The organism is Mesorhizobium shonense (assembly GCF_040545255.1).
GTDB lineage: Bacteria > Pseudomonadota > Alphaproteobacteria > Rhizobiales > Rhizobiaceae > Mesorhizobium > Mesorhizobium shonense.
In genome coordinates, this window is the sequence record NZ_JBEPLM010000005.1 from 391,915 (window position 1) to 406,687 (window position 14,773).

General features: G+C 61.1%; 11 protein-coding genes. 7 read left to right on the forward strand and 4 right to left on the reverse strand.

Going from position 1 to position 14,773, the window contains the following annotated elements; all coding sequences use genetic code 11:
* Positions 1-2: 2 nt before the first annotated feature.
* The gene (locus ABID26_RS16530; RefSeq protein ID WP_292371254.1) at positions 3-815 is read left to right on the forward strand and encodes an NAD-dependent epimerase/dehydratase family protein; all 813 of its coding nucleotides are present in this window, start codon (positions 3-5) and stop codon (positions 813-815) included.
* A gap of 18 nt (positions 816-833) precedes the next feature.
* Here ABID26_RS16530 and ABID26_RS16535 read toward each other — a convergent pair whose 3' ends face one another.
* Positions 834-1,817, reverse strand: a complete 984-nt coding sequence (locus ABID26_RS16535; protein ID WP_126099073.1) for a GlxA family transcriptional regulator — start codon at positions 1,815-1,817, stop codon at positions 834-836.
* 273 nt (positions 1,818-2,090) lie between these two features.
* Positions 2,091-3,467: an aspartate aminotransferase family protein gene (locus tag ABID26_RS16540; RefSeq protein ID WP_292371255.1), complete on the reverse strand. Its 1,377-nt coding sequence runs from the start codon at positions 3,465-3,467 to the stop codon at positions 2,091-2,093.
* A 222-nt stretch (positions 3,468-3,689) separates the two neighbouring features.
* Between ABID26_RS16540 and ABID26_RS16545 the strand changes: the two genes are divergently transcribed.
* Positions 3,690-4,811, forward strand: a complete 1,122-nt coding sequence (locus ABID26_RS16545) for an NAD(P)/FAD-dependent oxidoreductase (RefSeq protein ID WP_292344657.1) — start codon at positions 3,690-3,692, stop codon at positions 4,809-4,811.
* Between the two features lie 31 nt (positions 4,812-4,842).
* Here the strand turns inward: ABID26_RS16545 and ABID26_RS16550 are convergent, their stop codons facing one another.
* Together ABID26_RS16550 and ABID26_RS16555 are read right to left on the reverse strand one after the other, a co-directional pair.
* On the reverse strand, positions 4,843-5,457 hold the full coding sequence (locus ABID26_RS16550) for a Crp/Fnr family transcriptional regulator (protein ID WP_189521509.1): 615 nt from the start codon (positions 5,455-5,457) through the stop codon (positions 4,843-4,845).
* 613 nt (positions 5,458-6,070) lie between these two features.
* Complete coding sequence (locus ABID26_RS16555) at positions 6,071-6,703, reverse strand: hypothetical protein (RefSeq protein ID WP_126099069.1); 633 nt, start codon at positions 6,701-6,703, stop codon at positions 6,071-6,073.
* A 439-nt stretch (positions 6,704-7,142) separates the two neighbouring features.
* Between ABID26_RS16555 and ABID26_RS16560 the strand changes: the two genes are divergently transcribed.
* The 5 genes from ABID26_RS16560 (at position 7,143) to ABID26_RS16580 (ending at position 14,737) form a co-directional block, all read left to right on the forward strand.
* Positions 7,143-9,239 (forward strand): GumC family protein, encoded by a 2,097-nt coding sequence (locus ABID26_RS16560; protein ID WP_126099068.1) that lies wholly within the window; start codon positions 7,143-7,145, stop codon positions 9,237-9,239.
* Between the two features lie 20 nt (positions 9,240-9,259).
* Positions 9,260-9,823: a transcription termination/antitermination protein NusG gene (gene nusG, locus ABID26_RS16565; RefSeq protein WP_126099067.1), complete on the forward strand. Its 564-nt coding sequence runs from the start codon at positions 9,260-9,262 to the stop codon at positions 9,821-9,823.
* 379 nt (positions 9,824-10,202) lie between these two features.
* Positions 10,203-11,831, forward strand: coding sequence for a hypothetical protein (locus ABID26_RS16570; protein WP_292344661.1), 1,629 nt, complete (start codon positions 10,203-10,205; stop codon positions 11,829-11,831).
* Positions 11,832-12,017: 186 nt separating this feature from the next.
* On the forward strand, positions 12,018-13,238 hold the full coding sequence (locus tag ABID26_RS16575; protein WP_292298279.1) for a glycosyltransferase: 1,221 nt from the start codon (positions 12,018-12,020) through the stop codon (positions 13,236-13,238).
* Between the two features lie 236 nt (positions 13,239-13,474).
* On the forward strand, positions 13,475-14,737 hold the full coding sequence (locus ABID26_RS16580) for a polysaccharide biosynthesis/export family protein (protein ID WP_292298277.1): 1,263 nt from the start codon (positions 13,475-13,477) through the stop codon (positions 14,735-14,737).
* The last annotated feature ends 36 nt before the right edge of the window (positions 14,738-14,773 follow it).

Below are 14,773 nucleotides of genomic sequence, written 5' to 3' on the forward strand. Positions count from 1 at the left end.
CGATGCCGCACTACGAACGTATCCTGATCACCGGCGCCGCCGGTCGGCTCGGCTCGCAGCTCAGGAAGGGGCTGGTGCCGCTGGCAAAAACGATCCGCCTGGCTGGGCGCGAGCCGTTCGGCGATCTTGCCCCTCACGAGGAAGAAGCGGTCTTCGACCTTGCCGACATGGAAGCGACGATCGCGGCCACCAAGGACTGCGACGCGATCGTGCATTTCGGCGGCGCGCCCCTCGAATGCGAGTGGCAGACGATCCTAGATTCCAGCATCCGCGGCTCCTACCACATCTACGAAGGCGCCCGGAAACACGGCGTGAAGCGCGTCATCTACGCCTCGTCGGTGCATGCCGTCGGCTATCACGAGATCGAGGCGCATATCGGCGTCGACGCGCCGGTGCGTCCCGACAGCCTCTATGGCGTGTCGAAGAATTTCGTCGAGAGCCTCAGCCGGCTCTATTGGGACAAGTTCGGCATCGAGACGGTATGCTTGCGCATCTTCTCGTCCTTCCCCGAGCCGGCCGACCGCCGCATGCTGTGGTCCTACCTCTCCTTCGCCGACTGCGTGCGGCTGGTCGAGGCGTCGCTCACCGCGCCGCGTGTCGGCCACACCATCTCGTTCGGCATCTCCGACAACAAGCTGAAGATGGTCGACAACAGCGGCGCCGACCACCTCGGCTTCATCCCTCAGGACAGCGCCGAACCTTTCCGCGCGGCGATCGAGGCGAAGACGCCGGTTCCCGATCCGACGAAGCCGTCGGTGAAATATCTCGGCGGCTGGTTCTGCGAGCTCGGGCACCCGGACGACAAGCCCGCGTGACCTTTATAGGCCGGCAAATCAGTTTGGCATTGCCGACCTGACCTTGCTGGGCGGCACGCCGAACGTCTCGCGAAACGCCCTGGAGAAATGCGAGGCATTCTCGAAGCCGACTTCAATCGCGATCTCGACCATCGGAACGCTGGTCTCGAGCAACAGCTGCTTCGCCCGCTCGAGGCGCACTCTTTTGTAAACGAGCGCCGGGGAGCTCTTTGTTTGCTCCATGAACAGACGCTCCAGTTGCCTGCGCGATAAGCCGACCGATGCCGCCAGTTGGGGAATGGAGATCGTGTTCTCGATATGGCTCTCCATCATGATGAGCGCCGCCTGGAGCCGCGGGTCGTCGCATTCGATGGCAAGCGGCCTGCGCGGCTGGATGTGCAAGGCCGAGCGCGCCTTGTCGATCTGCAGCACTTCGAGCGCATTCCGTTCCGCCCGTTCGCTGATGTGGCGTCTCACGATCGACGCCGCCATGTCGGCCGCGCTGCTGCCGCCGGCGCATGATCCCCTGGTCCGATCGAGGTTGAAAATGCGGTCGGCCCGGACCTCGTGATCAGGGAAACGCTGGCGGAACGCCTGATAATGCAGCCAGCTGACGCAGGTCCGGTGGTACTTCATCAGGCCGGCGTCCGCCAGGATGAAGGTACCCGTGCAAACCCCGATCAACGGCACCTTGGCTGCCGCGGCTCTCTTGAGGTAGCGGACGGTTTCGTCGTCGACCGGGAATTCATTGTTCAGCAATCCGCCGACGACGACGATGTAGTCGAACAGGCCGGGATCGACGAAATCCGATGTCGGCGCGACCTGCACGCCGCAGCTGGCTGTGATCAGGTGTCTGGTGCTCGCCAGAACCTGCCAGTCGGCAAAGACCCTTCCGGATCTGTCTGCTTCGTCGCTGGCCAGGCGCAGCGTGTCGACGAACAGAGCAAACGCTGAAAGAGTGAACGAACGGGCGAGAATGAAACCGATTTTCAGCCGGCTGGTCTCCGGAACCGCTAATTTCATACTTGCCTCGCTCCTGTTGGCGGACAATGCGCGCACTCTGATGCGCTATTTTCAAACCGGCGCCTGATCTCGCCGTCAACACCTTTTCACGCATGGTAAGATGCCAGCCGCTGCCGTCCTCGGATAGTCCATCAACGACTTGGCCGCCTCGGAAGGAGACGCGCTGTCGGGCCCGGATCGTCGCGCCGGCCGGATCTCAGCGCTGGCCGGCAGAAGGCTAGCGGTGTCTTATGCGGCGACGCGGAATAGACGGTGTCGCGGCTTTGGATTGGCTCAGCCCTGCGGCCGAACCTGCGGCAGGGCGGCGTCGAGCGACCGTTCGAACGTATCGACCAAGGCGTCGACCTGGGCCTCGGTGATGATCAGCGGCGGACAGAAGGCGATGGCGTCACCCATGTTGCGCGAGATCACGCCGTTCTGCTGCAGCAGGCCGTTGACCAGCGCGCCGAGCGCGGCGGGCTTGCCCCACGGCGCCTTGCTTTCCTTGTCGGCGACAAGCTCGACGGCGGCGATGAGACCGACGCCGCGCACCTCGCCGACCAGCGGATGCGAGGCAAGCTTGCGCAATCGCGCTTGAAGGTGGGCGCCGACCTTGCGCGCATTGCCGACGAGGTCGCGCTCCTCGATCAGCTTGATGTTTTCCAGAGCGACGGCCGCGGCGACAGGATGGCCGCCGCCGGTGAAGCCGTGGCCGAACGTGCCGATGCGGTTGCTCTCGTCGGCGATCGGCTCGAATACCTTGTCGTTGATGATGAGCGCCGAGATCGGCAGGTAGGAAGACGAGATCTGCTTGGACAGCACCATGATGTCGGGCTTGATGCCGAAGGTCTGCGAGCCGAACATCTCGCCGGTCCGGCCGAAGCCGCAGATCACCTCGTCGGCCACCAACAGGATGTCGTATTTCGACAGCACCGCCTGGATCTTTTCCCAGTAGCCGGCGGGCGGAACGACGACGCCGCCGGCGCCCATGATCGGCTCGCCGATAAAGGCGGCGATGGTCTCCGGCCCTTCGGCGAGGACGAGCTTTTCCAGATCGTCGGCAAGCCGCGCGGAGAACTGCTCTTCGCTCTCGCCTGGCTCCGCGTCGCGCCAGTGGTGCGGCGTCGAGGTATGCAGGATGTTGGCGATCGGCAGGTCGAAGGAGAGATGGTTGTTGGGCAGGCCGGTCAGGCTCGCCGAAGCGATGGTGACGCCATGATAGCCGCGCTTGCGGCTGATGATCTTCTTGCGCGCCGGCTGGCCGAGCGCGTTCGAGCGGTACCAGATCATCTTGATCGCGGTGTCGTTGGCCTCGGAGCCAGAATTGGTGAAATAGGCCTTGCTCATCGGCACCGGCGCCATCTTTACCAGCTTCTCCGCCAGGTCGATCAGCGGCGAATGCGCCTTCGAACCGAAGTCGTGATAGTAAGGCAGCTTCGACATTTGCCGCGTCGCCGCCTCGACCAGCCGCTTTTCCGAAAAGCCGACGGCGACGCTCCACAGGCCCGCCATCGCTTCGATGTAGCGGTTGCCGGCAATATCCTCGACATAGACGCCGTCGCCCTTCTCGATGACCAGCGGTCCGGTTTCCTGATGCTTGCGGGCATTGGTGTAGGCATGCATATGGTAGCGGACATCGCGCGCTTCAGGGGAATTCGGTCTGGCGTCCATGCTGGCTCCTGTCTGCAGGCTCGAAGCGAAAACGGCCTGTCTCCCTGAAGGAGATGTTCACAAAATCCGCCTCACGTCTGTACTGCTGATGCATCATGGCGGGATGCCGCCGCAAGAGCCGCTGTGTCACAATCGATAGCGCCATGAGGTTTCCGAGGTGGACAGAGACTGTATGGTTGCAGGGGCTTTGGCGCGGCGCATGCGCAACCGGAGGGACGTGGCATGGAACAGGTCGACTGCGTAATTGTCGGCGCCGGCGTCATCGGACTTGCGGTTGCGCGTAGCTTTGCGGCGAAGGGCCTCGATACGCTGATCCTCGAAGCGACGGAGGCCGTAGGCACTGGAACGAGCTCGCGCAACTCGGAAGTCATCCATGCCGGCATCTACTATTCCGAGGGCTCTCTTAAGGCTCGTCTCTGCGTCGCCGGCCGCGACATGCTCTACCACTACTGCACGGAGCGCTCGATCCCGCACGAGCGCTGCGGCAAGCTCATCCTCGCGACCGACGAGGCACAGGAGCCGGTGCTTGCAACCATTCGCGCCAATGCCGCCGCTTGCGGCGTCAGCGATCTGCGTTTTCTTTCCGCTGCCGAGACGCGGGCGCTGGAGCCGGCGTTGCATTGCACGCAGGCGCTGTTCTCGCCCTCAACCGGTATCGTCGACAGCCACGCCTTGATGCTGGCACTACGCGGCGACGCCGAGGAAAAAGGCGCGATGCTGTCATTCAACACGCAGGTCGTTTCGGGATATATCGAAGCCGGCCGTATCGTTCTGCAGACGACCGACACGGCCACCGGCGAAGGTTTCGAGATCGCCACATCGCGTCTCGTCAACGCGGCCGGCCTTGGCGCTGTGGCGCTGGCTGGCTCGCTGAAAGGCTTCGACAGGCAATTCCTGCCAACGCTTCGTTACGCCAAGGGCAACTATTTTTCGGTGGCCGGACGCGCGCCCTTCTCGCGACTCGTCTATCCCGTGCCGGAACCCGGCGGCCTGGGCGTCCACCTGACGCTCGATCTCGGCGGGGCAGCGCGCTTCGGACCTGATGTCGAATGGACTGAGACGCTGGACTACCGCGTCGATCCGGCGCGCGGCGAGCGCTTCTACGACGCGATCCGCAAATATTGGCCGGGCCTAGCCGACGGCAGCCTGCAGCCCGCCTACAGTGGGATCCGGCCGAAACTCTCCGGGCCAGGCGAGCCCAACAGCGACTTCGTCATCCAGGATGCCGCGACCCATGGCGTCGAGGGCGTGGTCAATCTGTTCGGCTTCGAAAGCCCTGGGTTGACCTCGTGCATGGCGACCGCACAGCATGTGACGCACATCCTCGCCCTGGAGCAGCGCTGATGGACGCTCGAACCGCAAGCGCCACATGACGTCAGCTCGAAATGTAGGACCGATCAAATCCAGCTGTTTCGATCAGTCCCGCATGGTCATGCAACTCGACCACGCCGTTGCGGAATGACGCCAGCCCGGTCTCCCGCAATGTCTTCAATACACGGCTCACATGCACAGCCGAAAGCCCCAGCGCGTCGCCCAGTTCCGCCTGGGTCAGCGGACATGCAAAGCGGTCCGGATAACTCGTTGCCGATCGATTTACGCGGCAGGCCAGCTCGAGAAGAAGATGGGCCGTGCGCTCCACGGCCCCCCTTCTGCTGGCCCCGGCCAGATGTTCCGCGAGCCGTGCGTATCGGCTTGCCTGAGCCACCAGGATAGCCTCGCAAATCGACTGCGGGTAGCGCGAAAAACAAGTATGGACGGGACCGGCCAGCTCGATCGCAGTCACGTCCGATAGAGCGGTTACCGTCTCGCCGGCTTCTCCACCGAACTCGATAGGAGCTATTTCGCGAGGAAGCGCGAAGTCGACGATGACACGTGATCCGTCCGGCAGCGCCTTCGCGAACGCCGCCCACCCCGCAGTCATGATTAGTACACAGGATCTGGCCTGATACTCGCCTGCAATTGTCGTGTTGGCCGGATAGGTGCGGCGCATAGCTCCCGGCAGTAAAGATATCCCCCGCTCCCAACTTGCCTCAGCAAGCGTAGGTCCCCGCGCCAATCCAAGAGCCAGCTTTGATAAGCTCATTTTGTTCTGAGCACCCCAACGCGTTGACCACCCCCTGATCAACCTCAAGCTGCAACCATCAACTACACAAAAGGTTCCATCTGCCATTTCATCCGAATTGCTGCCCAGTCTACCACCTTTGGGCATAAGCTTGCCACCCGGTAATCGGAGGCCTTCCTTTGAAGGCTACCATGACTCCCGGAACAACACGACAATGCAGCCGCTTGCATTGGGCAAAAGCGTGGCGGCAAACCGGCACGCCATGCGTAAGGCCAGACATCGATCTTCGTCCGCTCGGCGCCTTCGCTCGGGCGGCAGTGGCCGTGTGGCCATTGGCAAGTTTCTTGGGAAATCAGCTGCGTCTTGCCGGCGCAGCACTGCTGCCCGCGCGACCTTCCATATCGGGATGAAAGTCGTATCAGAATGCCGGCGATCTCGGCCATGATCGATGGCCGCTCGTGCAGTCCCGCCTGCCGGACCGGCTTCGGCGAGTTGCCTGTGGCCTGCCAGCAAACCGATGGCGAACCGACATGCTTGCGGTTTACTTCAGCCGGCTCGAACCATCACCGGCATAATTGTTCAACTCGATAGCAGCCCCTCTTTGACGTTCTTTCGAAAGCGGATCGTGTTCTGCCGGTCGAGTTGATGCCGGACGCGCGGAGTCCAATCGGGCGTCGAGCGCTTGTAGCTCTTGCCAAAGCGGACCGGGGATCGACTGCCCCTCTCTTGCGGGCCTCTCCTCTGCGCTCACCGAAGCGGTTTGCTCCATTGTTGCGGCCGGCCGCTTCCTGCGCGACTGAAACCGCGAGACCGTGGGATGCTTGGCGCTGTAAGTCTGCCGTCTTTCCTCGGCAACTTCCAGCTCGCCGAGCGCCGACATGACCGATGCGAGGCGGTCTTCGATTTGCGTCAAACGCCTCCGGGTGGAAAGCAGGGCAACTGAAACCAGCAAACTGTAGGCGAGAAAGACGATAACTGCTCCGCCCGGATTCTCGATGCCGAAAGAGATCAATGTGACAGCCCCAACAAGCACGGCGAGGGCGCCATAGCCCAGTAGCCGGCCTTTCTGCAAAAGGAGCATCAACGGCAAGGTTGTTGACAGCATCAGAATGGTTCCCGGTCTGTTGGTGATCCAATCCGCAAATTTCACAACGATTTCGCTGTAAGTGTCCATGTCAACCTCGGACTCGCCTTCGATCTCGGACCCGCCGGCGGCCAGCCGCGTTCTTGTCGTCCAGGCACAGGGTTCTCCTGCGAGACGCTATACGTCGGCAGTGTTGTGGGCCTCTCGGAAGAGCGGCAGCAAGGTGTCCAGGCGACGTCCCAAAGCTCTGAAAGGCCTGCCGGGTAGACCAGATCGACCTTTAGCCGATTTACTACTCAATAATGGTAATGGCGAGAATGTCCGCGAAGCTGATATGTTTCTAAGCCGACCGGTGACGCGATCGGTCAGGTGGGTGGAACAGCGATTTGGACATGCCGGCGGGGCACAAAGGCCCGCGCGATGAGTTTGAGCGCGCCTAACAGCTAACTGCCCGAACCTTTTGGAAAGAAAGCCATTTCAGCCGACGCTGAAGGGGTGGTGTCGTGCTGCTGATCGCAAGGATTCCGAGATGGCAAGTCCAGCTGACAATCCGACGATGATCCGGGAGTTTTTGCCGCTCGACGTCAGGGAGATCGTTGATTTCTTTCTCCGGCGTTGGAAGCTTGTGTGCAGTATTGCAGCGCTCACCTTCAGCTTATTTCTAGGCGCCGCCTATGTTATTCCGGCATCGTATACGGGCGTTGCGCAAATCCTGCTTGACGCCCCGATCGACTATATGACTCCGCAAGACTATTCCAATTCTGACTTTGCCGACAATCCAACATTCATCGAAAGTCAGATTGCAGTCCTGAGATCTGCCTCACTTCTTCAACAGGTCGTCGACAGCCAGAAGCTTACGGAAGATCCCAAGATCGGGCCGGCGGCATTGGTATGGCTCCAAGGCGCGCTGGGAGTCTCGCGCGTCGGGCTCGGCAACGTCATTGAGCTTGATGTGAGCACCTACGACCCGCAGAAAGCAGCATCGCTCGCCAATGCAATTGCCCAGGCCTATGTCAACGATCGAATAAAGTCCCGTTACGAAGGGGTCCAGAAAGCCTCGACATGGCTTAGCGAGCGGGCCTCCTACTTGCGGGCGGAGCTCAGCCGTTCGGAACAGGCCGTCCAGAAATTTCGGATCGATCACAATCTGCTGGCGACGCCGGCGGGCAGCCTGACCGACCAACAGCTGTCCGAATTGAACGTCGCTTTGATCAATGCGCGCGCCGAACTGTCGGAGAAACGGGCGCAGTATCAACAAGTCGACAAGCTGCAGATTGCCGGCGGCGACATCCAGTCAATGCCCGACGTCTTGCAATCCGTCGTGGTCAGCGCACTTCGATCGCAGCTGTCTCTGGTGAGCCGGAAGGAAGCCGACCTCAAATTGAAATACGGCGAACGGCATCCCGAAGTCATGGCGGCCCAGGCCGAGCGCCACGACATCGAGGGGCAGATTGCCGCCGAGGTCCAGCGCCTCATCGGCAACCTGAAGAATGAAGTCGACGCCGCCGAAGCCCGCGAGGCTTCACTGGCTCGGGCCCTGGACTCAGTATCCAACCGATCCGAGATCGAAGGTCAGGTTGGCGTTCAGCTGCGCGATCTCGAGAGGATCGCCGCCGCGAACAAGGAACTCTTCGAGACATTCCTGTCACGCGCCAAGCTCACCGAGGAAAAATCCACCCTCCTCAACAGCGGCGTGCGTGTGATCACCGATGCCAGCGTTCCGGGTGCACCGAGCTTCCCGAACAGGTCTCTTTTTGCGGCTCTGGGTTTGGTCTTCGGCATTTTCTTCGGCGGCGCCGGCGCCGTTCTTCGTGAGCTTTTCGCTTCCGGCTTCATGGCAAAGAAGCAGATCGAGGACGAACTGGCCGTTCCGGTTCTTGCGTCCATGCCAAGGATGTCGGGCTGGTCGAAGGACGCCCAGTCCCAGGCGCAGCCGGTGGCCTACCTCGAGCGCAAACCACTATCCAGATACAGCGAAGCGGTGCGGCGGCTCCGCCTCGGCCTGGAGGCGACGCCGGAATGGGACCGTTCGCCGCGCCTCATGCTCGTGACGTCGGCGATGCCCGGCGAAGGAAAGACAACTCTAGTGTTGAGCCTGGCCTGCTCCGCCGTGGCCGACGGCAAACGGGTTCTGGTCATCGATGCGGATTTGCGGCTGTCCGCCACAACGGCTTTCTTCGGCATGGCGGACAAGGTCGGCTTGGTCGACCTCCTCACTTTGCCGGTGAAGGCTGCAAACGCAATTCACCTGGACGAACGCTCGGGGATCTCCCTTCTGCCTGCCGGCGCAAGGACCCGCAACCCGCCTGCCCTTCTCGCTTCGGCGCGAATGCGCTCCATTCTCGATGAGCTTCGCGGAAAATTCGACACGGTGATCATCGACGCGCCGCCCGTTGGACCCGCTGCCGATGCCACGATCCTGGCGAAGCATGTCGACAAGGTCGTCTTTGTCGTGAAGTGGCGCGAGACCTCGCGCGAGGCCGTTGCCGAAGGAATTCGACATCTCGGCGGTCGGTCCAGGATTGCCGGTATCGCCTTGACAATGGTGGAGGAACCAAAGCTGCCGAGATACGGCCGTTACACGTCGCTCGAAAGCAGTGTCTCGGACAGTTACTATCTCAATTAGGAAAGAGACAATATTGCGCCATGCTCAACGCTGACTTATACCACAATCGGCCCCTGGAGCCGGCAGCACAAAGTCACGACGGCGAACTTGCCCGTTGGTGCGTGGTCCAGACGCACCAGCATTCCGAAAGCCTCGCCGAAAGGCACCTGCTGTCGCAAAGCTTCCGAACCTATCTGCCCAAGCGAAGGCGAACTGTCCGGCACGCGCGCAGTGTCAAAACCGTCTCCAGTGCATATTTCGACTGCTATCTGTTCGTCTCACTGGCTGTTCATCAGCAGAGCTGGTACCCGATCAACTCGACCGTCGGCGTCCGGAAGCTGGTCATGAGCAAAGGAATGCCGATACCGGCACCTTACGGCGTGGTCGAGTCGCTGATATCGGCAACCGACGATGACGGAATTTTGCATCCGGACATTCTGTTGAGGCCGGGTCAAAGAATCAGGATCATAGACGGACCGTTTTCGGACCAGCTAGGGGTTCTTGACCAGGTCGGCAGCGCTGGGGCGGTCAGGATTCTTCTTGATATTATGAACCGTTCGATTCCGATTACTATCGGCAGAGATAAACTCTCGGTAATTTCTTAATACTTATTGTGAAGTTTCATTTACTGTTTTCTGGTGGGACAATAGCCGAACCCACTCGACGGAATTGGCACCCAATTCACCCTGGGTGCGGCAGCTTGCAAAGACAACATCCGAACTTGCAGGCCGGCATTGAGAAGCTTGGCGCCGCAACGCTGCAGCGAAGTCAGCCGCCGAAGATTGGACAAATCTCACGTCGATCCAATGATGTTTCTGCTGACGCAGAGCGAATTGCGCCAGCAGAAACAAAATAGCGCGAAACCCCTTGCAGCCCGCACCCAAATCCAAATCAGGAAGCTACCGCCCCGACGGACCCGGTGAGCTTCACGATGACCTGCGGCCGCATCAGTATCGTCGCTGGTCCCCGGATGCCAAGGCAAGGATGGTGACGGAAGCGCTGGCGCCGAGAGCGAATGTATCGGCGCCGGCCCCTTCGCTTGGCGTGAGCCCGTCGGGCAGCCAAGCAGATGCAAGGCCCTCTCAAGCCAACGGAAGCGCTTTGCGGCCCCGCGAAACGGCACCGGTGCTGCCGATTGCCGTCGAACTATTTCGAGCGTTCAATGAAGCCGGCCTGAAATACGGGATAATTCAAGATCTGGCATCTCTACATGACGGACTGTCTGGCCGGGACGATCTGGATGTCCTCTTGGACAAGCACGACTATCCGGCCTTCTGCTCGATCGTAAGTCAGCTGCACGGCCGTCGCAGCGTCAGCCTGTCCTGTTACGACAATGTCTGCGCCGGACGGGAAGACTGGTTCCTGCCTGATTTCTCGCATGGCCGCTATCTCCATCTCGACATGCATATCGGCGGCCGGGTCGGCAGGGAATTTCGCAAGCGCTATCCGGTCTTCGATTATCCGGCGATTACGGGCTGGGGGTCGATCAGCATCGACGGCGTAGCGATTCCGGTGGTCTCCTCAGAAGACGAGCTTCGAATAACGATTGCCCGTTTCGCCTTCCGGGCCTGGGCGCCACCGTGGAGGCAATGGATCACCGTCGGCGATGGTTGGAAGGACCAAATTGCACGCCTGCCGTTTCTGTCCAGCGAATCCGGATTGCGTGTGATGGAATACGAACTTGGCGGCGGGCGAACGGTAAGCTGCAGGTTCATGCAAAGCGGCGACGTTTTGGCCGCCCATCGCGGAGATCTCGCCAGGCTGCGGCGTTCGATCCGGGAAATGTGCGGCTTCACGGGGCGCTATGGGATAGCCGATGCCGCGGTCCATCTGGCCCGCAAGACCTCATATCTCGGCTTGCGGTTCCTTCAGCGCTTGATGCCCGGCAGCTTTCCACCAAAGCGACGGCCCGCGGCAGGTGGATTCGTGGTGGCGCTCATAGGCCCGGACGGCACGGGCAAGAGCACCCAGGCTGACCGGCTGACCCAGATTTTTCGATGGAAATTTGGCTGCGCGCAAGCCTATGTCGGAACCGGCGATGGCAATGGATGGTGGCTTCGCAAGGCGCTGCAGGCTCTGGTTTTCCCCCATAGACGCCGCCTCAAGTCCCTGGCCGGCCACGACGGCAAAGATTCCCTCGGCCGGAGCGGAGCCAAGGAGGGCGTTGCAGCCGCCGCATTGGCATTGTGGGCGGTTTTGATCGCGTTTGAACGATACGCTGTGGTGAAACGCGCACATCGGTGGGCGACGCGCGGGCTGATCGTCATTTGCGACAGGTGGCCGCAGGCGCTCCGAAGCGGATATCTCGACGGGCCGACCATCCCACCGCACCTGTTCTCCGTCCCGGGCTTGTCAGCTCTCGCCCGGCTCGAGCAGCGGCTCTATCAGAAGATGGCGGAGTGCCGGCCGCACCTCACTTTGCACCTCGTCTCAGATTTTGCCGTCTCCGAACAGCGAAAGCCGGGAGACATCAAGAAAGAAGCGTTCGATGCGCGGCTGTCATTGATGGCGGAGCTACGAGCCAGGGACAAGAACATCCGGACCGTTGACGCCAGCACGGACGTAGAGGCGGTCGGCCGGGAACTGTTCAGGCACATCTGGCTGTCTTTGTAACAGGCGCGGCCGCGGAGTCCTCGGCCCACATCCATTCCTACACTAGACGCAACCTCGCCCGCGATCGCGCCAGGCGACAAGCGATCCCGGCCATGCCTGCGAAAGGCAGGAGCCGCCAGGCATCTCGCTCGATGCATTCGATCCTCTACCCGAGCCAGGATTTCACGTCCCCTGAGGTATAGGCAAATGAAGATCGTTCATGTGCTTACCCGACTGCTTCGGGCAGGCTCCGAAGAGAACACATTGGCTTGTTGTCTCGCTCAGGCGCGGCACGGCCACGAAGTGCTGCTGGTTCACGGCGAGGAATACGACCCGAGTCTACGGTTGTCCGTCGCCGGAGCCCTTCGAGTGGTGACGCTCGGAAAACTCATCAACTCGATTTCGCCCTCGCGCGACTTTTCCGCGTTCGGGCAGCTCACGCGCCTTATGCGCGATTGGCAGCCCGACATCGTGCACACACATCAAAGCAAGGCCGGCATCGTCGGCCGTCTCGCCGCAAGGGAAGCCCATATCCCCGGCATCGTGCATGGCGTGCACATTTTGCCGTTCGTGCATGTGGGCACTGCGCAGAGGCTGATATTCCTGGCTGCCGAACGCCTGGCCGCGAGGTTCACGCGCGCTTACATCGATGTCAGCCAGGCCATGCGCGACATTTGCATCTCCAATCATTTGGGCCGCCCCGATCAGCATCACGTCGTCCACTCCGGCTTCGATCTGGCACGTTTCGCGAACGCGAAATGGCCGCAAGAACCGCATCTGCTGCTGGGGACGGGCGCCGGCGAGCCAAAGCCACCGGTGGTCCTGATGCTGGCCGCGCTGGAACCGAGAAAACGCCACGTCGAGTTCATTGAAGCATTCGGGCAGGTCGTCGATCGAATTCCGAACGTGCGACTGCTCGTGGCCGGTGAAGGGTCGGCGCGAGCCGCGGTTGAATCGGCGATCGAACGATCCCCGTTCGCGAACAACGTTCGCATGATCGGCCATCACCGCGAGCCGGAACGGCTGATCAGCCTGGCGGACGTGTGCGTGCTGACATCCATGCGAGAAGGGTTGCCCCGCGTCATGATGCAATATCTGGCGGGCGGTCGAGCCAGTGTGATCTCGCACCTGCCCGGCGTGGAAGAGGTTGTGAAGCATGGCGTGAATGGAATTGTGACGCCGTCGGAAGACGTGGGTGCCGCCGCCGCGGCGGTCGCCGATCTTCTCGAGAACCAGCATCATCGCGCTCGACTGGCTGACGGCGCGAAACTCACCGATCTTTCGTCCTGGGGACTGGATTCCATGTGCGAAAGGGTCGAGCTGATTTATCAATCCGTCCTGGAGTCAGCCCCTGCAGCCGCAAGGCCAACCGAGGCGCGAATTCGCGACCGCCTGGCCAAGCAAACCATGGGGCTGCCCGGATTTTGATCGCCCTTTCGCTCCTTCGAACGAGCAGGGAGTTGCAAGGCCATTTCTCCAACCGAACGGATCCCCGCTGTCACGCCCTGGTCGACGCGTGTCGACTGGCCGTGAAGGCAGTTGTCAAGGCAAGCGGAGTACAGACGATGTGTTTGCGTGCTGACCAGCAATTTCCATCCCAGCCTTTGCGAAGCTGGAGCCGATGGCTCCTTACCGGATTCGAACCGGCGGCCGGCGTGTTCGCAATGATCGCCGGTCTCGCAATTGCTTTTGTCCTGCTCACGGCGCATGCGTCCCGCGCCGACGGCTATGCCTTCGACACCGGCGACGTCTTGCGGATATCCGTGATCGGCGAGGCGTCCTATCCGCTGGATGTGGTGGTCGATGATCGGGGCTCGATATCGCTGCCCATGTTGGGCGATATCCAAGCGCGAGGCCTCACCACCGTCGCCCTTTCAGAGGCCATTGAGCATGCATTTCGGCAGCAGAAGCTCATCCTCGAGCCGTTCGTGAAGGTGGAGATCGGTCAGTACCGGCCATTCTTCATTTCCGGAACGGTGGCTCACCCCGGATCCTACCCGTTTCAACCGGGAATAACGGTTCGCCATGCGCTCGCCATAGCGGGCGGCTTTCGGGCTAGCGCGGTGGGAAACACGGAGCCGGCCCTGCAAATAGCCGACCTGCGCAGCACTCGCGCAAATCTGGCGATCGAAGAATATCGCCTGAAGGTTCGGCTCGCCCGGCTCCTGGCGGAAAGCCGCGAAGACAAAACCTTCGTTGCTCCGGCGGATCCGCCGATCGAGTTCGGCGGACACCTGATTGCCGACATCATCGCGTCCGAACAAGCCCAGTTGAACGCGCGGCTTGCCGCGTATCAGGACGACGTCTCCTATCTGCAGGCCTCGCTGGATCGGTCGAAGAAGGAAGCTGATATGGTCGCCGCCACCAGAACGGAACGGGAAAAGACTGCAAACCTTCAGCTTGAAGAATTACAGTCTGCCCGCTCGCTGCGGGAAAAGGGGCTGATAACGAACTCGAATGTCAATTCGGCGGAAAGAGCGCATACCAGCTATCGGGCCGAATTGGCGCAGACCGAGCTGCAGCAGGAGCAGGTCCAGCAGGAGATGCTGAACGCGCAGAGCGAACTGCGAAAAAAGCGTCAAAGCCACGAAGTGGAGTTGATCGGGCAGACCCAGGACACGCAGGTCGAGCTTGGAAAAGTCCAAAGTCAGATCAGGTATGTCGCCGACAAGCTTCTGTTTATCTTTACTTACGGCGAACAGAGGACCTTTGACGACTTGCAAGGTTCGGTGAGAATTTCGATTTTCAGGCGCGACCAGAAGATCGCTCACGACCTCGTCGCCGACGAAAATACGGAAGTGAAAGCCGGCGACGTCATCGAGGTCTCGCTTGTGGCCAACAAGGGGTTTTACGCTCCGGACTCCGGAACAATGGCGCCTCCGAATACGGAAGGTGCGGCCACCCAGCCCGGCATCATCGGCCAATAAGACGAGCCTCGCTTTCTCAAGCAGCGCTAGGCTTCG